The 14375-nt window shown below is 65.8% G+C and carries 17 protein-coding genes and 1 pseudogene; 13 read left to right on the top strand and 5 right to left on the bottom strand.

The genetic code is table 11. The annotated features are described in order from the left end of the window. Positions 1-260 (top strand): DUF934 domain-containing protein (locus F3J18_RS05290; protein WP_166911800.1); only part of this gene is annotated, 260 nt, incomplete at its 5' end. Between the two features lie 21 nt (positions 261-281). Here the strand turns inward: F3J18_RS05290 and cobA are convergent. Further along, positions 282-989: pseudogene (gene cobA / locus F3J18_RS05285) on the bottom strand (uroporphyrinogen-III C-methyltransferase); the annotation flags it as partial. Between the two features lie 195 nt (positions 990-1184). Here cobA and F3J18_RS05280 point away from each other — a divergent pair. The 5 genes from F3J18_RS05280 to F3J18_RS05260 all read left to right on the top strand — a co-directional run bounded on the left by F3J18_RS05280 (position 1185) and on the right by F3J18_RS05260 (position 5678). Further along, the gene (locus F3J18_RS05280) at positions 1185-1346 is read left to right on the top strand and encodes a hypothetical protein (RefSeq protein WP_166911795.1); all 162 of its coding nucleotides are present in this window, start codon (positions 1185-1187) and stop codon (positions 1344-1346) included. After that, the gene (locus tag F3J18_RS05275) at positions 1343-2233 is read left to right on the top strand and encodes a LysR substrate-binding domain-containing protein (RefSeq protein WP_025097088.1); all 891 of its coding nucleotides are present in this window, start codon (positions 1343-1345) and stop codon (positions 2231-2233) included. The genes F3J18_RS05280 and F3J18_RS05275 overlap by 4 nt, the downstream gene beginning before the upstream one ends. A gap of 247 nt (positions 2234-2480) precedes the next feature. Next, on the top strand, positions 2481-2843 hold the full coding sequence (locus tag F3J18_RS05270) for a DUF4148 domain-containing protein (RefSeq protein WP_166911793.1): 363 nt from the start codon (positions 2481-2483) through the stop codon (positions 2841-2843). Between the two features lie 3 nt (positions 2844-2846). Continuing rightward, entirely contained in the window at positions 2847-3656 is an 810-nt protein-coding gene (locus tag F3J18_RS05265; RefSeq protein ID WP_166911791.1) for a response regulator transcription factor, read from the top strand. Positions 3657-4133: 477 nt separating this feature from the next. After that, entirely contained in the window at positions 4134-5678 is a 1545-nt protein-coding gene (locus F3J18_RS05260) for a class I SAM-dependent methyltransferase (protein ID WP_166911789.1), read from the top strand. Between the two features lie 135 nt (positions 5679-5813). On the opposite strand, the gene F3J18_RS05255 is transcribed toward F3J18_RS05260, so the two are convergent. Then, on the bottom strand, positions 5814-7265 hold the full coding sequence (locus tag F3J18_RS05255; protein ID WP_240154606.1) for a PLP-dependent aminotransferase family protein: 1452 nt from the start codon (positions 7263-7265) through the stop codon (positions 5814-5816). Between the two features lie 167 nt (positions 7266-7432). Between F3J18_RS05255 and F3J18_RS05250 the strand changes: the two genes are divergently transcribed. The 5 genes from F3J18_RS05250 to F3J18_RS05230 are packed head-to-tail and all read left to right on the top strand — an operon-like array spanning position 7433 to position 10827. Next, entirely contained in the window at positions 7433-7846 is a 414-nt protein-coding gene (locus tag F3J18_RS05250; protein ID WP_205195308.1) for a RidA family protein, read from the top strand. A gap of 15 nt (positions 7847-7861) precedes the next feature. Beyond that, the gene (locus tag F3J18_RS05245; RefSeq protein WP_166911787.1) at positions 7862-8692 is read left to right on the top strand and encodes a transporter substrate-binding domain-containing protein; all 831 of its coding nucleotides are present in this window, start codon (positions 7862-7864) and stop codon (positions 8690-8692) included. 58 nt (positions 8693-8750) lie between these two features. Beyond that, entirely contained in the window at positions 8751-9404 is a 654-nt protein-coding gene (locus tag F3J18_RS05240; protein WP_166911785.1) for an amino acid ABC transporter permease, read from the top strand. Further along, entirely contained in the window at positions 9401-10048 is a 648-nt protein-coding gene (locus tag F3J18_RS05235) for an ABC transporter permease subunit (RefSeq protein WP_166911783.1), read from the top strand. The genes F3J18_RS05240 and F3J18_RS05235 overlap by 4 nt, the downstream gene beginning before the upstream one ends. A gap of 2 nt (positions 10049-10050) precedes the next feature. Then, complete coding sequence (locus tag F3J18_RS05230; protein WP_025097097.1) at positions 10051-10827, top strand: amino acid ABC transporter ATP-binding protein; 777 nt, start codon at positions 10051-10053, stop codon at positions 10825-10827. Positions 10828-11035: 208 nt separating this feature from the next. On the opposite strand, the gene F3J18_RS05220 is transcribed toward F3J18_RS05230, so the two are convergent. Then, positions 11036-11437 (bottom strand): CopD family protein, encoded by a 402-nt coding sequence (locus tag F3J18_RS05220; protein WP_240154605.1) that lies wholly within the window; start codon positions 11435-11437, stop codon positions 11036-11038. After that, positions 11434-11739, bottom strand: a complete 306-nt coding sequence (locus F3J18_RS05215) for a DUF3817 domain-containing protein (RefSeq protein ID WP_025097099.1) — start codon at positions 11737-11739, stop codon at positions 11434-11436. The genes F3J18_RS05220 and F3J18_RS05215 overlap by 4 nt, the downstream gene beginning before the upstream one ends. A 102-nt stretch (positions 11740-11841) precedes the next feature. Between F3J18_RS05215 and F3J18_RS05210 the strand changes: the two genes are divergently transcribed. Next, positions 11842-12792, top strand: a complete 951-nt coding sequence (locus F3J18_RS05210) for a helix-turn-helix domain-containing protein (RefSeq protein WP_166911781.1) — start codon at positions 11842-11844, stop codon at positions 12790-12792. A gap of 127 nt (positions 12793-12919) precedes the next feature. On the opposite strand, the gene F3J18_RS05205 is transcribed toward F3J18_RS05210, so the two are convergent. Next, positions 12920-13762: an SDR family NAD(P)-dependent oxidoreductase gene (locus tag F3J18_RS05205; RefSeq protein ID WP_345892517.1), complete on the bottom strand. Its 843-nt coding sequence runs from the start codon at positions 13760-13762 to the stop codon at positions 12920-12922. A 37-nt stretch (positions 13763-13799) separates the two neighbouring features. On the opposite strand from F3J18_RS05205, the gene F3J18_RS05200 reads away from it, so the two are divergent. Beyond that, complete coding sequence (locus tag F3J18_RS05200) at positions 13800-14234, top strand: helix-turn-helix domain-containing protein (RefSeq protein WP_166911779.1); 435 nt, start codon at positions 13800-13802, stop codon at positions 14232-14234. The last annotated feature ends 141 nt before the right edge of the window (positions 14235-14375 follow it).

Below are 14375 nucleotides of genomic sequence, written 5' to 3'. Positions count from 1 at the left end.
CGCGCTTCGGCGACGGCCGCGGCTACAGCACGGCGCACCTGCTGCGCAATCGCCACGGCTGGACCGGCGAGCTGCGCGCGATCGGCGACGTGCTGCGCGACCAGCTGAACTACATGTCGCGCTGCGGCTTCGACGCCTTCGCGGTGCGCGCCGATCGCGACCCGCATGATGCGCTGAACGCCTTCACGGAGTTCTCGGAACGCTACCAGGGCGCGGTGGACGCGAGCTTGCCGCTCTTTCGGCGGCGGTTCGCGGTTTGAGCGGGAAGGCGTGCCGCACTACCGCTTGCCGAATGCCTCACCGATCATCAGGAGCGACGGCTGGGAGGGGGCGAACCAACTGGTGGCTGCACCCATACTGATCTCATGCAGCGTCGATTCCAGGATCCGCTGCCGCCGGGTGCTGCATGACTCGACCACCACCACCGGGGTATCCGGCGCCCGTCCGGCCTGGAGGAATTGTCGGGCGATATCCGAGGCGCGTTCGCGTCCCATGTAAATCACGTGTGAATCGGCGTCCAGCGACGGTATGCCGGGCGCCGAGCCGCTTGCGTGGCTGGCAGTCGAAAAGCACACGCTGCGTGCAACGCTTCGAAGGGTCAGTGAGCGGCGTATCGCGGCCGCGCCTGCGAGCGCCGTGGTAATGCCGGGGACGATTTCGAAGGGCAGCCCGGCAGCCTCGAGCGCGCGCATTTCCTCGTCCGCGCGGGCATACAGCATGGGATCTCCGCCTTTGAGCCGCACCACGACCGGATATCGGCGGCCGGCGTCGACGATCATCTCGTTGATGTCGCCCTGGTCCACGCCGGCCTGCCCATGACGTTTGCCTACCGCGATGCGAATCGCCTGTGGCCGGGCAAGATCGAGCATGGCGGGTTCGATGAGTGCGTCGTGGAGCACCACATCCGCCATGCCGAGCACGCGCGCACCGCGAAGCGTGATCAGGTCGTCGGCGCCCGGGCCCGCGCCTACCAGATAGACCTTGCCCATTGTCTCAGCCGGCAAGCCATTCGGGCCTGGCCGGGCAGCTGGCCGAATCGACGGGAACTGATTGCATGCGTTTGCCCTTGCGCGAGGAGAAGGATCGATATGACGATCGGCGATGACAGTCTAGGGCGTGGCTGCACACGCGAACAATACTGTTTTTCGATTGCTTCGATACCAAATTGATATGCAGGAGCGAGAATGCCGGAAGCTCCGCGCCGCGATCCGAAGGTGTCGATCCGCATCAGGAAGCGGCCATTGCGCGAGCACGACGAGACGCCGACAATCGCGCGCCGGGCCGCTGGCACGACGACGATCGTTGATGCTGGCGAGTCACTCCAACTAATCGAATATTCCCCATGAATTTCACCCATCTTCTCGCTTTCTATGAGGTCGCGCGAGCCGGCAGCGTGAGTGCCGGCGCGGAGCGTCTGCATGTCAGCCAGCCGGCCGTGACGCGGGAGATCCGCGAACTCGAGCAACGTGTCGGGCTGGTCCTGTTCGATCGTCTGCCGCGTGGCGTTGCCTTGACCGAAAGCGGCCGGGTCCTGTTTCACCATGCAAGCAGGATTTTCACGCTGGCCGATGCGGCTGAAGCCGAAATGAAGGAACTTGCCGGCATCGGCAAGGGCCACCTGAATATCGGGGCAAGCGCGACGCTGGGCGTCTACCTCGTGCCCGGCTTGATTTCAAGCTTCAACGCCGCCTATCCGCGAATCGGCATCGACTTGACTGTCAGCAACACCGAACGTGTCGAGGCTGGGCTGAGGGACTCGAGGTTTTCGCTCGGCTTCGTCGAAGGTCCCTTCGACGCAAGCGTGCTGGATGCGCGATCGATCGGCTCGGACGAGATCGCGGTTATCGCGGCCGCCAACCATCCGCTCGCCGGCAAAACGGTGCAGCCCGATGATCTGGTCGACCACGCCGTGATCATGCGCGAACCCGGGTCGGGCACGCGCGCGATCGTGGAGGAGGCTTATGCGAAACGAGGGCTGGAAATCATGCCCTTGATGTCGGTCAGCGACACCGAGGCGATCAAACGAATGCTGATCGCGCAACACACGCTTTGCTACGTCTCCTTGCTGAGCGTCACGGACGAATTGCGGCGCGGGGATCTGGCCGTGGTATCCGTCGACGGCTTGCGCATCGAACGCGCGCTGCATCTGGTCTGGTTGAAGGGCCGGTCGCTGTCGCCGAGCTCACAGGCGCTGATCGACCTGGTGAGTGCCAGCGTCGGGGTGCCCGCTTAGCAGACGCGCACAGGTAGCACGCGCTTGAGGCGTGGGTGAAGCTCGGCGGCCGTGGCATAGCGACAAGTCATGTCTCATATCGCAACTTCGTATTATTCCGGGCGAGATCGTTTCGCTAAGCTTTCTCCATCGATTCGACGCTCAAACGAGACGAATCGACCGCGACGAATATCCCGATTGCCGGGTGCTTCGGCGGTATCGATGGAATGTCCATTCAATCCAATTGAATTGATCGAGGAAGCGAATCATGAAAAAGTCTGCGATGGTCCTGTTGGCCATGGCGGCGCTGGTCGGCCCCACCTTGTCCTTTGCGCAATCGACAGGCGCACTGACGCGGGCGCAGGTCCGCGCCGAGCTGATCCAGCTCGAACGCGCCGGATACGATCCGGCTGGCGGTGACGACGCCAACTATCCCGAGCAGCTGGAGGCGGCGGAAGCGAAGGTTGCCGCACAAGAGCGTGGGGCGAACCAGGCGCTCGGCAGCGAGCCGTCGGCCCGTAGCGAGGCCGGGCTCGCGAAGCGCCGGGTTCCGCGTCTTTTCGCGTCGCCGGGCGTCCGTCCGTCATGTGTCGGTCCCGCCAGCTTCTGTGACATCTACTTCGGCGGCTGACCGATGATGTCCGTACCGATCTCGTACCAATCGGATTGGCGTGGCGCGGCCCGGCAAGACGCGAACATCGGCCGGATTCTGTTGGTCGAGCACGATGACAAGATCGCGCGGAGGATCACGGCGTCTCTGCATCAGGAAGGGTGGTGGGTCGAGCATGCGCGGGTAGCACACGACGCGCTGCATCGAACGATCGGCGGCGCCTACCGCCTGATCATCGTGGCTTTCGATATGCCGGGTATCGACGGCATGACCTTGATCACCGCGTGGCGAGCGATCGGCACGATAGCGCCGATCCTCGCCCTCGATGCGGCAAGCAACACCGATCGCTGCGTGCGAATGCTGCGCTCGGGCGCGGACGATTACCTGTCCTTCCCGTTCGTCGACGAGGAGTTGGCGGCCCGCGTCATGGCATTGCATCGCAGGCAGTCGCGTGTCCGCCCGTCCTCGTCCGCCGAACCGATGCCGCAACTCCATGCGCCAGGCATCACGCTCGACCGGATCAGGCGGGTCGCATTGATCGATTCAACCCTGGTGATGCTTCGGCCGACGGAATTCCGGCTGCTGGAATTCATGATGTTGAACCCGCAACGCACCGTTACGCGCCGGATGATTCTCGAAGCGGTCTGGCAGCGTAATTTCGATCCGGGCACCAATGTCGTCGAGGTACATATCAAGCAACTCAGGAACAAGCTCCATGACCGTGGCGGTAGCCGTTTCATTCGAACGGTGCGTGGCGCGGGGTATTACTTCATGGGCGAGACGTTCCATCAGCCGTGCTCGTCCTCCTGGTTGACCGAGTGTCGTGTCAACTAGGATGGCTTGTCCCAGGTCCGCTAGAGGCGGGACACGATCGATGATCGGCCGAGTGTGAAAACCGAAGCCCGTCGGCTGATACGGTCAGGCTGTCGGGATTGCGGACGAGAAAAGACGGAAGGTAAGCATTCCATCCAAATGGCCGCAACACCGATCACTTTCCCCGTGTTTTTGGGCTACGCGGCGTAGCCGCCCAGCCCACGTTCGCCGGTGCGTTGAAGGCCGACAGCGAAATCGAGTGGTTGAGCGACAGCGATTCCTGCTACATTGCCGACGAGACAATGACGTTTCATTGCGTTCGACCACTACAACGAGTCGCATCCGCACCGCGCCTTGAAATACCGCTCGCGCGCGAGTCTCGCCAGCAAGCAAATTCTCCAACCTGAGCGTGACTGCGTGTCTGGTCATGCAGGGGCAAGTCCATGCCCTGAGTCATGTATTGTCGCCCGCAACGGCAAACCCATAGGAACGCGGCAGATGAACAACTGGAATGTGGGCAGCGTGGACGAGGTGGCCTACACGTTCGGCTATTGCGACGAACTGAACCCGCTGCGGCTGAAGCTTCCGTTGCTACAGGCGGGGTTCGCGGTACCTGCCGTCGAGACCGCCTGCGAGCTCGGATTCGGCTACGGCGTCAGCGTCAACATTCATGCGGCCGGTTCCACCACGCGCTGGCATGGCACCGACTTCAACGCGGCCCACGCCGGCTTCGCGCAACGGCTCGCGCAGCATGCCGGATCGCAGGCGAGCCTGTCCGGCGAGAGTTTCTCGACGTTCTGCCTGCGCGACGACCTGCCCGATTTCGATTTCATCGGCATGCACGGCATCTGGAGCTGGGTTTCCGAGGAGAGTCGCGCTCTGATCGGCGAGTTCATCGCTCGCAAGCTGAAACCGGGCGGTGTGCTCTATCTCAGCTACAACACCCAGCCGGGCTGGACACCGATGCTGCCGGTGCGCGAGTTGCTGTACCGGCATTTCCATTTCAACGCCGCGGCCGATGTCGCCAAGGCCGGCGAGGCCGTGCCCACCGAGCAGGCGATTGCCATGCGCGTGAAGGCCGCGATCGATTTTGTTCGCGGCGTGTTTGCGACCCAGCCTGGTTACGCCGTGGTGAACCCGCTGCTGGCCGAACGCGTCGAGGCCCTGTCGCGGGCGGATCCGCGCTATCTGGCGCACGAGTATTTCAATCGTGACTGGCGCGCGATGTCGTTCCAGGAGGTCCATGCGTCGCTGGCGGATGCCGGGCTGACCTACGCCGGCTCCGCCGACTACCGCGACCGGGCGGAGGAGATCCATCTCGACGCGGCGCAACGCGCGATGCTGGCGCAGATCGCCGACATCGGCCTGCGCGAGACCGTGCGCGATGTCTGCCTCAACCGGTCGCTGCGGCGCGACTACTGGATCAAGGCGCCGCGCCGGCTCGACGACGCGGCGCGCGATGCCGCCCTGCGCGCACATCGCGTGGTCCTGGCCTTGCCACGTGCCTCCGTGATCCTGAAGGTACGCGGCACCTTGGGCGAGGCGGCCTTGCCCGAAGCCCTGTACGGCCCGATCCTCGACCTGCTGGCCGAGCATCGACCCACCGCGCTTGGCAATATCGAGCAGGCACTTGGCGCACGGGGCATCACGCTCGAGCGGATCGTCAAGGCCGTCACACTGCTGATCGGAACGGGAGCGCTGCTCAATGCGCAGGATGACGAACAAATCGACCTTGCTCGCTCAGGTGCGGAACGCCTGAATGTGGCGATCTGCGAAGCGGCGCGCATGAGCGACGAGGTGGGATTCCTGGCGAGCCCGGTGTCGGGCTCGGGGGTACTGATGCCGCGCGTTGCACAATTGTTCCTGCTGGCGCGGCGGCAGGGCAAACCGGATCCGGTGCAGTGGGCCGAATTCGCCGAAGACGTGCTGAATATCGCGGCGCCACCCGTGGATACGGCGGTTTCGTTGGCGGAGCGGGTGGCGCAGGCCAGGCGCTTCGCCGAGCTTCATCTGCCAGTGTTGCAGGCGCTCGGTATCGGTTGAGGCGGGGAGCGCCGGCGCTCGTCAATGACTGGCGTTGCGTAATGGCGGCCTCCTTGCACTTGCTCGGGCCCGCGCGAACCGCGAGCGAGCGCATGGCTTGCCGCCGCTTCGCATGACGCCTGTTTCTTGCGGCCCTCAGATCCCCTGCCTGAACGGGGGCGCCGCGACCGGCTGGTCGAGCATCCGCGCCAGTCCCGCCAGGGCCCGGCGCAGGCTGTCGCGATCGGGGGCCGCGTTGTGGCAGACGCGTACCAGGGTGCTGCCGGTCAGGGGCGTGGCCTCGAAAAGATCGTAGGGCGTGACGCCGATTCCGGCTGCTTCCGCGGCGCGGGCGAAACCCTGCCCGGTCTGGTGGTTGCCGGTACGCAGTCCGAAATAGAACGCGCCCGGGCGCGTCACGATCGCCGATGCCGGCAGGCTCGCCGCGACCAGTGCCTGTCGCGCCCGGGTTTCTTCCCGGATCGTCTCGACGATGTGGGTCATCTCGCCGGATTCCAATACGCTGGTCGCCATCGCCGCGTTGAGCGGCGACGCCATCAGGGTGGTGGCACGCAACGCGACGCCCAGCGCGTGGACATGCTGCGGCGGCGTGACGACGAAACCGATGCGCAAGCCCGGCCCGACCAGCTTCGACAGGCCTGTCACGTAGGTGGTGCGCTCCGGCGCCAGAATCGCCAGGCAGGGCAGTGCTTCCTCGGGCATCCAGCCATAGACGTCGTCTTCGACGATCAGGAGATCGCGGCGCCGGCAGACCTCGACGATCTCGCGCCGGCGCGCGGCGCTCATGGTGGCGGTGGTGGGGTTGTGGAGGGTGGGGCAGCAGAACAGCACCTTCGCGCCCGAGCGTTGGCAAGCCATGTCGAGCGCTTCGGGCAGCAGGCCTTCGGCATCCATGCGCACGCCCACCAGCGAACGCCCCATCATCGCGGCGGCCGACTTCAGGCCGTAATAGGTCAACTCCTCGGTCAGCACGATGTCACCCGGCCGCGTCAGCGCGCCGAGCGCGAGCAACAGGCCGTGCTGGGCCCCGCAGGTCACGACCAGATGGTCCGCCATGGCCGGCACGCCGCGACTGTCGAGCCAGCGTGCCGCGGCGGCGCGGTGCGCGACATGGCCGGCGTCCACCTGCGTGGCGAGCAGGCGCGCGGCATCTTCCACGCGCAGTTGCGTCCCCAGCAGCGCATGCGCGCCGGCCATGCCCGGCGCGTGCTCGGGGAAGTTGTGCGAGAGATCGATGAAACCTTGCGGCTGCGAGTGATCCCACAGCGAGGCGGGGCTGTCCGTCGAGGCCGGCAGCGTGAGATAGGTGCCGCGCCCGACGGTACCCTGGATCAGGCCCATGCTGCGCAATTCGTCGAAGGCGCGGGTCACCGTGCCGAGGTTCAACTGCAGCAGCCGGGCCAGCTCGCGCTGCGGCGGCAGGCGGTCGCCGACCTTCAGCGTGCCGTTGACCAGGGCCGCCTTCACGCCGTTCGCGATCGCCAGGTAACGCGGGCCGCGCGAGATCTCGATGGCCACCAGCCAGGGGGGCTTGACCGCGCCGGCGGGGCGATTCGGATTGTATGGATTGTTGTCCTGGTCTTTCATGGAAATCCCCGCTTCGATGCCTGGATTGCACCAATTTGTGGCTGCACCAAAGGCGTGATAGAGACAATTTGCCCGAGTATAACGGAGAAAAATAGGACAATTTGTCTCGAAAAAAATCCTGGCACAGGGCTTGCAAAGCAGGGGCATCGTCACTCTGGAGCAGGCCCATGTCGCCGTCCCCCATCGCCTTTCACATGATCCCCGGCGGGCCCACGCCGGTTGCCCCCTTCAGCCACGCGACGGAAGCCGACGGCTTCGTGTTCGTGACGGGGCAGATGCCCGACAGCCCGGCCACGCCCGGCGTGCTGCCCGAGGGCATCGTGGCCCAGACGGCCAATGTCATGGCCAACCTGCGGACGGTGCTCGCGGGGCTCGGCCTCGACTTCGGCGACGTGGTGGTCGCGCGCGCCTACCTGACGCGTTTCGGCGAGGACTACGCCGCCTTCAACGCCACCTACCAGGGCTTTTTCGAGCCCGGCCGCCTGCCCGCGCGCACCTGCGTGGGCGTGACCGGGCTGGCTTACGACGCCCTCGTCGAGATCGATTTCATCGCCCGCCGCCACGCGGACACCACTCGCTGATTCAAGGAGATTGTCATGTTGCTGAAGAACTGGTTTGTCAACGCCGTCGCCTCCTGCGTGGTGTTCGCCGCCTGCGCCGATGCCGCCAGCGCGCTGACGCTGGAGCAGGTCCAGGCCAAGGGCGTGCTGACGGTCGCCACCGAGGACGACTTCCGTCCCTTCGAATTCATCCAGGACGGCAAGCCCGCAGGCCTCGACAATGCGCTGCTCGAGCAGTTGCGCAAGCGTTCGGGCTTCAGGATCGAGCAGAACATCATTCCGTGGTCGGGGCTGCTGCCGGGCGTGACTACCGGCAAGTACGACGTGGCGCTGACCTCGGTGGTGGTCACGCCGGAGCGCGCGAAGACGCTCGATTTCACCATGCCGGTGGCCGATGCGACCCAGTACTACGTAGTCCGCAACGGTGAAACGCGCATCAAGTCGGTGGCCGACCTGGCGGGCAAGGTGGTCGGCGTACAGGCCGGCGGCGGCTCGTATGCCGCGCTCGCCGATCTCGGCAAGACCCTGGCCGCGCATGGCGGGCAAGTGGGCAAGGTGGTGCAGTACGCGTCGTTTCCCGAGGCATACCAGGATCTGTCGAACGGCCGGCTCGACTACGTGATCAACGGCGTGGTCAATCTCACCAGCCTGGTCCACGAGCATCCGGACCGGTTCCGCATGGGCACCGCGGTCGGCGCCCCGACCTACGCGGCCTGGGCCGTGGCCAAGGGCAACACGACACTGCTGCGCTACCTGAACAGCTTCCTCGCCAGCACGCGCGCGGACGGCTCGCTCTACGCGCTGCAGCGCAAGTGGCTCGGCACCACCTTCGAATCGATGCCGCTGTCGGCATTGAGCGGCAACTGAAGCGAACCTCACCGGACGCGCCGCGCGGCCCTCATCCGTCGCGCGGCCGATCTTCACCATGACCACAAGCTCTTATCTGGCCTTGCTGCAGGGCGCGGGCGTCTCACTGCTGCTGGCGCTGTGCGCCGTCGCGGTCGGCATCCCGCTGGGCCTGCTGCTGGCGCTGGCCCGCTGGCGCCGGGTACCGGTGCTCGGTCGCGCGATCGCCGCCTATGTCAGCGTGATGCGACCCACGCCGGTCGTGACGCTGTGCCTGCTGGTGTTCTTCGTGATGCCGGCCGCCGGCCTGGACCTGCCGCCGATGGCCGCGGCCGCGCTGGCGCTGAGCCTGAACACGACGGCCTTCAACTGCGAGATCTGGCGCGCGGCATTGCTCGCCTTGCCGGTCGACCAGCTCGAGGCGGGCACGGCGTTCGGTTTCTCGGGATGGCAGACCCTGGTTCGCATCGTGCTGCCGCAGCTCTGGCGCGCCAGCCTCGGGCCGCTCGTCAGCGAAATCACGCTGCTGCTCAAGATCACGCCGGCGGCCTCGGTGATCGGCATCGTCGACATCACGCGCGCGGCGGGCCGCATCGGCGCCGATACCTACGACCCGCTGCCGCCGTTCCTGGCCGCCACCGTGCTCTACACGCTGATCATCGCGCTCGGGGTACAGGGGCAACGCCTGCTGGAACGGCGCGCCGCCCAGCGTTACGGATACCTGTCCTCATGAACAGCCTGACTTCGCTCTGGGCTTCGCGCGAGGTCCTGGCCTCGGGCGCCGCCACGTCGGTGGTGCTGGTGGCCCTGTGCCTCGCCGTCAGCCTGCCGCTGGCCATGCTCGGCTACGTGCTGTTGCGCGAGGGGCCGCGGCCCGTGGCGCGCGTCGTGCGCCTGCTGGCGGACCTGATGCGCTGCGTGCCGTTCCTGTTGTTCGCCTACGTGGTCTATTACGGCCTGCCGGCCGTCGGGCTGCGCTTCAACGCGCTCGGCGCCGGCCTGAGCTCGCTGGCGATCTACCACGCCGCCTATTTCGTCGAGATCCTGCGCGCGGCGGGCCTGTCGCTGGCGCAGGACACGCTGACGGCGGCCGACGCGTTCGGCTTCACGCGCCTGGCGCTGTACCGGCGCATCGTGTTTCCGCAGTTGCTGGCGGCGGCCGCGCCCGTGCTCGTCAACCAGGCCGTGATGATCATCAAGGACAGCGCGCTGTTGATGATCATCACCGTCGAGGAACTGACCTTCGCGGCGAATTTCGTCAGCACCAACTATTTCTCGCCATTCGCCCCGTTTCTGCTGGCGATGCTGCTGTACTGGCTGATGTCGCTGCTGACCGACTGGACGATCGGCCGGCTCGGCCGCTCCCCTTCGAGGTGAACATGAAAGCAACCGCATCCGCGGCGATCAGCGTGCGCGGGCTGTGCAAGGACTACGACGGCGTCGAGATCCTGCGCGACATCAGTTTCGACGTGCCGCAGGGTACGACCACCTGCCTGCTCGGCCCGAGCGGCTCGGGCAAGTCGACGCTGCTGCGCTGTATCAACTGGCTGGAGGTGCCGGGCAGGGGGACCATCGAGCTCGGCGGCCAGCCGATCGGCCGCATCGGCGAGGGCGCCGCGGCGAGGCCGATGTCGCGCGCGCAACTGGCCGCCGCGCGCGGCCGGATCGGCACCGTGTTCCAGAATTTCGCGCTCTGGCCGCACATGACGGTGCTGCAGAACGTGATGGCCGCGCCGCTCCATGTGCATGGGCGCGCCGCCGCCGAGGTGCGCGGCGAGGCGATGGCCTTGCTGGAGCAGGTGGGATTGGCCGACAAGGCCGATACCTATCCGCATCGTCTGTCCGGCGGCCAGAAGCAGCGCGTGGCGATCACGCGCGCGCTGGCGATCCGTCCCGACGTGCTGCTGTTCGACGAGCCCACCAGCGCGCTCGATCCCGAGATGGTCGGCGAGGTGCTCGGCGTGATGCGGGCGCTGGCCGGGCGAGGCATGACCATGCTGGTGGTCACCCACGAGATGGGCTTCGCGCGCGAAGTGTCGGACCAGGTGGTGTTCCTGGATGGCGGCAAGCTGGTGGAAACCGGCTCGCCCGAGGTTTTTTTCCAGCAGCCGAGCACCGAGCGTGCCAGGAAATTTTTGGCACGGTATACGGCCTGATCGTTCGCGCCACGATTTCCCGTTCGTGGCGGCATGGGCGATCAGGCCGCCGCGCTGCCGCACGGCCGGCGCAACGCATTGATGTCGAGTTCGCCCAGTGTCTGCGCGAACGCCTGGGTGATCTGCGACATCGGCTCGAAGCGGGCATGCAGCACGACCATCGGTTGTCGCGCGCCAGCTCGGATTGCCTCCTGTAGCCTCGATGCCGCTAGGCGGATTTCATTACCGCCAAACCGACGATCACGAGCGCCAGCGCCAAGGTGGCAGGCGCGAGAAACCGAAACATGGATGAATGGCATAGCCGGCCCTGGTGCTGCGCGCGTTGCAGCGAGCCGCTCAGCACGCCGTGCAGTATCGACAATCCGACCACCAGCACCAGCTTGACGCTCAGCCACACCGCGCCGAACCAATGTCCCATCACGGCGATCGACGGGCCCGTGATCCAGACCAGGGTGAGCGCCGGTGTCGTTACGCTGGAATTCCAGCGGCGCATGGCGCGCAGGACCACGAGATTATCGATCGAGATGCACATGGCGAGAATCAGCGTTCCGGCCACGAAGGTCATCACCGACGCGACGTGGAGCGCCTTGATCAACAGATAGATCATCATGAAACCTGCTTGCGAGCGAGCCACGCCACGCTCGTAAAGCCAACGAACGGCACCATTGCAGCCAATACCAGCCGGATCACCTCGGCGGCCTTCCACCCCTGGCTCGACGCCAGCCTGACGACCATCCAGCAATACAGGACGAACACCGCGCCGTGCAGCGGCCCCAGCCACTGGACAGCCATCGGCATGCCGCCGAGGTGCTTGAGCGGCACGGCTACGCATACCAGCAGCACGAGGCTGCTGGCCTCGACCGCTGCCATGATGCGGAGACTGCGTGTTGGATTGGCAACGGTGCTGTTCATGCTTGACTCGGCGATGGGATCGGACTGCATTGTCCCTTTCCGCACCGACGGGCACCATTGGCTAAAATGCCATTATTCGACGGATTCCGGCCACCCCAACTCATGCATACCATTGCGGTTCTGCTGCTGCCTGGCTTTGTCAGCTTCGACATGGCGATCCCCGGTGAAATGTTTTCGCGAGCCCACGTCGCGGGCGTCGAACAGCCGTACCGGGTGACGCTGTGCGGCGAGACGCGACGGGTGAGGAGTGATTTCTTCGTTGCACAGATCGAACGAGGACTTGATTTCCTGGCGCAGGCGGACACGATCGTGGTGCCGGGCGTCGCGGATCCGCGCCTGCCCTTGTCGCCCAAGATGCTGGCGGCCTTGCGCGACGCCGCCGCCCGTGGCGCGCGGATCGCGTCGATCTGTTCCGGCGCCTTTGTGCTCGCCGCTGCGGGCTTGCTGGACGGCCGGCGGGCGACGACCCACTGGCTGGCGGCGACCGAGCTCGCCCGGCGCTATCCGGCAATCGAGGTCGATCCGGCGGTGCTGTTTGTCGACGAGGGGAACATTCTGACCTCGGCCGGCGCGGCGGCGGGAATCGATCTGTGCCTGCATCTGATCCGTCGCGACTATGGCGCGTCGGCGGCCGCCGACGCGGCTCGCCTCGCCGTGGTGCCGCTTGCCCGCGATGGCGGACAGGCGCAGTTCATTCGCTACGACGCCGCGCCCGCGTCGTCCTCCTTGCAGCCGCTGCTGCAATGGATGCAGCTGCAGTTGAAGGTGCCGCTGACGCTCGAAGCCATCGCGCATCGGGCGCACACGAGCACCCGAACTCTCACTCGGCGATTCGTTACGGAAACCGGTATGCCGCCGCTGCAATGGCTGCTCGCCGAGCGCGTGCGATGCGCGCAGGCGCTGTTGGAGACGACGGCCTTATCGATCGAGCAGATCGCGCAGGAGGCCGGCTTCGGATCCGCGACCTCGTTGCGCGAGCACTTCCGCCGTATCGTCGGAACGGCACCGGGGCAATATCGGAAGCGTTTCGCGGCGGTGCTTTCCGACGGTTAGCGCGAGGCAGTTGTGTTTCGCGGAGCGGATTCGCAACGCGTCGCTATCCGGCGCTTATCCCCGCCGCGGCATTCACTGCAGCCCGAGGTCGTTGAGTTTTCCGATCGGCACGCCCTTGTCGGGAAGTTCATGCACCGGATGTTTTCGGCCGCCCGAGCTTCACCATCTGCCGGAGCATGAAACTCGGCGCCACGCGGCTGGCGATTTTCAGCACGTTGCTCAGCCCGGGACGAATCTCCGGCTTCCCGGCCTCGATGCCGGCGATGGCGTGCTTCACCAGCACGCTTACGTTCATGGCGCTTTCTCCCTGCATCTGTTCGGCGAACTCGTCGCGAAACAGCGGCGTCTCGGTGGCGGGCGGCGCCAGCTCGACGATCGATACCGCCTTGCCGTCCAGTTGCGCCCTCAGGCACTGCGTATAGGCATGCATCGCGGCCTTCGACGCGCTGTAGATCGGCGCGGCTGGAAACGGCACGAAGGCCAGGCCTGAGGACACGTTCACGATCAGGCTGCCTTGCCGGCGCAGCAGCAAGGGGAGGAAGGCCTGGACCATCCAGATCGATCCCTTCAGGTTCCCGTCGATCTCGGCGGTCAGGTCATCCAGCCGATACGACTGGTCCAGCTTGATGTTGCGCATCACGCCCGCGTTGTTCACCAGCGTGTCCAGCGAGGGAAACCTGTCGGACACGGTTTGGTAGAGCGCCTCGATGCTCGCCGGATCGCGCACGTCGCTCTCGAACGTGTGCAGGCCCGGCACGGCCTGCCGCGCGGCTTCCAGCCTGTCGGCCCTGCGTCCCGTGACGATCACGCGATTGCCGCGCGTGGTGAGTTGCTTCGCCAGTTCGAGGCCGATGCCGCTGGTTCCGCCCGTGATCAACACGGTTCTTCCGATCATTTTCATGGTTTGGCTCCCGCCAGGTTGAGCATGAGCGTAGTCTGGCGGGCATGCTTCCCGAAGGGAAGAAGGCACCTGAAAGTCATATACTTACCCAGCGGAGAGTGTGGCGATGAAACGAATCCCCGAATTCACCAAGGAGCAGATCGCGGCCGCGCAGTACTACGCGAGCCTCACGCCGCCGATCGATATCGATCCGCGGATCGCTTCCCTGGTCAGGGAACTGATCGGTCGTGTCGCCGACAAGTGGACGATGCTGATCCTCGACGTGCTCACGGAGCAATCGCCGCTGCGTTTCAGCCGTCTCGCCGAACAGGTCGAGGGCATCAGCCAGAAGATGCTGACGCAGACCTTGCGCGCGATGGAGCGCGATGGCTTGGTGGTACGCACCGTGTATCCGGTCGTGCCGCCCAAGGTGGAGTACCGGCTCACCGACCTGGGCATCACCCTGGGCGCCGCGTTCTGTGGCGTATGGGTCTGGGCCGCGAACAACCTGGAGGCGGTGGAAAGGGCCCGCCGGGATTTCGACGATCGACCGACGCAATGAGCGCGGCGCTTGGGTGCGCGAGCGATGCCGGCGGTGGCTCGATACCGTGCTCGCCCCGGGCCGCGGGCAGCGTTACCTGGTCTTCCTGTATGGTTGAACCCATCCTCATCCCAATGCGATCGCGGCGCTGACGGCGCCACG

Origin of the sequence: Burkholderia sp. Ax-1720 (genome assembly GCF_011753035.1) — a bacterium.
GTDB classification, from domain to species: domain Bacteria; phylum Pseudomonadota; class Gammaproteobacteria; order Burkholderiales; family Burkholderiaceae; genus Burkholderia; species Burkholderia gladioli.
This window is presented reverse-complemented; position numbering and strand designations above follow the sequence as displayed.

Excerpts from the sequence above, each read along its gene's own strand:
- F3J18_RS05280 (WP_166911795.1), top strand. The coding sequence starts at position 1,185 with ATGCCGGAAGCTCCGCGCCGCGATCCGAAGGTGTCGATCCGCATCAGG.
- F3J18_RS05275 (WP_025097088.1), top strand. The coding sequence starts at position 1,343 with ATGAATTTCACCCATCTTCTCGCTTTCTATGAGGTCGCGCGAGCCGGC.
- F3J18_RS05270 (WP_166911793.1), top strand. The coding sequence starts at position 2,481 with ATGAAAAAGTCTGCGATGGTCCTGTTGGCCATGGCGGCGCTGGTCGGC.
- F3J18_RS05265 (WP_166911791.1), top strand. The coding sequence starts at position 2,847 with ATGATGTCCGTACCGATCTCGTACCAATCGGATTGGCGTGGCGCGGCC.
- F3J18_RS05260 (WP_166911789.1), top strand. The coding sequence starts at position 4,134 with ATGAACAACTGGAATGTGGGCAGCGTGGACGAGGTGGCCTACACGTTC.
- F3J18_RS05255 (WP_240154606.1), bottom strand. The coding sequence starts at position 7,265 with ATGAAAGACCAGGACAACAATCCATACAATCCGAATCGCCCCGCCGGC.
- F3J18_RS05250 (WP_205195308.1), top strand. The coding sequence starts at position 7,433 with ATGTCGCCGTCCCCCATCGCCTTTCACATGATCCCCGGCGGGCCCACG.
- F3J18_RS05245 (WP_166911787.1), top strand. The coding sequence starts at position 7,862 with ATGTTGCTGAAGAACTGGTTTGTCAACGCCGTCGCCTCCTGCGTGGTG.
- F3J18_RS05240 (WP_166911785.1), top strand. The coding sequence starts at position 8,751 with ATGACCACAAGCTCTTATCTGGCCTTGCTGCAGGGCGCGGGCGTCTCA.
- F3J18_RS05235 (WP_166911783.1), top strand. The coding sequence starts at position 9,401 with ATGAACAGCCTGACTTCGCTCTGGGCTTCGCGCGAGGTCCTGGCCTCG.
- F3J18_RS05230 (WP_025097097.1), top strand. The coding sequence starts at position 10,051 with ATGAAAGCAACCGCATCCGCGGCGATCAGCGTGCGCGGGCTGTGCAAG.
- F3J18_RS05220 (WP_240154605.1), bottom strand. The coding sequence starts at position 11,437 with ATGATGATCTATCTGTTGATCAAGGCGCTCCACGTCGCGTCGGTGATG.
- F3J18_RS05215 (WP_025097099.1), bottom strand. The coding sequence starts at position 11,739 with ATGAACAGCACCGTTGCCAATCCAACACGCAGTCTCCGCATCATGGCA.
- F3J18_RS05210 (WP_166911781.1), top strand. The coding sequence starts at position 11,842 with ATGCATACCATTGCGGTTCTGCTGCTGCCTGGCTTTGTCAGCTTCGAC.
- F3J18_RS05200 (WP_166911779.1), top strand. The coding sequence starts at position 13,800 with ATGAAACGAATCCCCGAATTCACCAAGGAGCAGATCGCGGCCGCGCAG.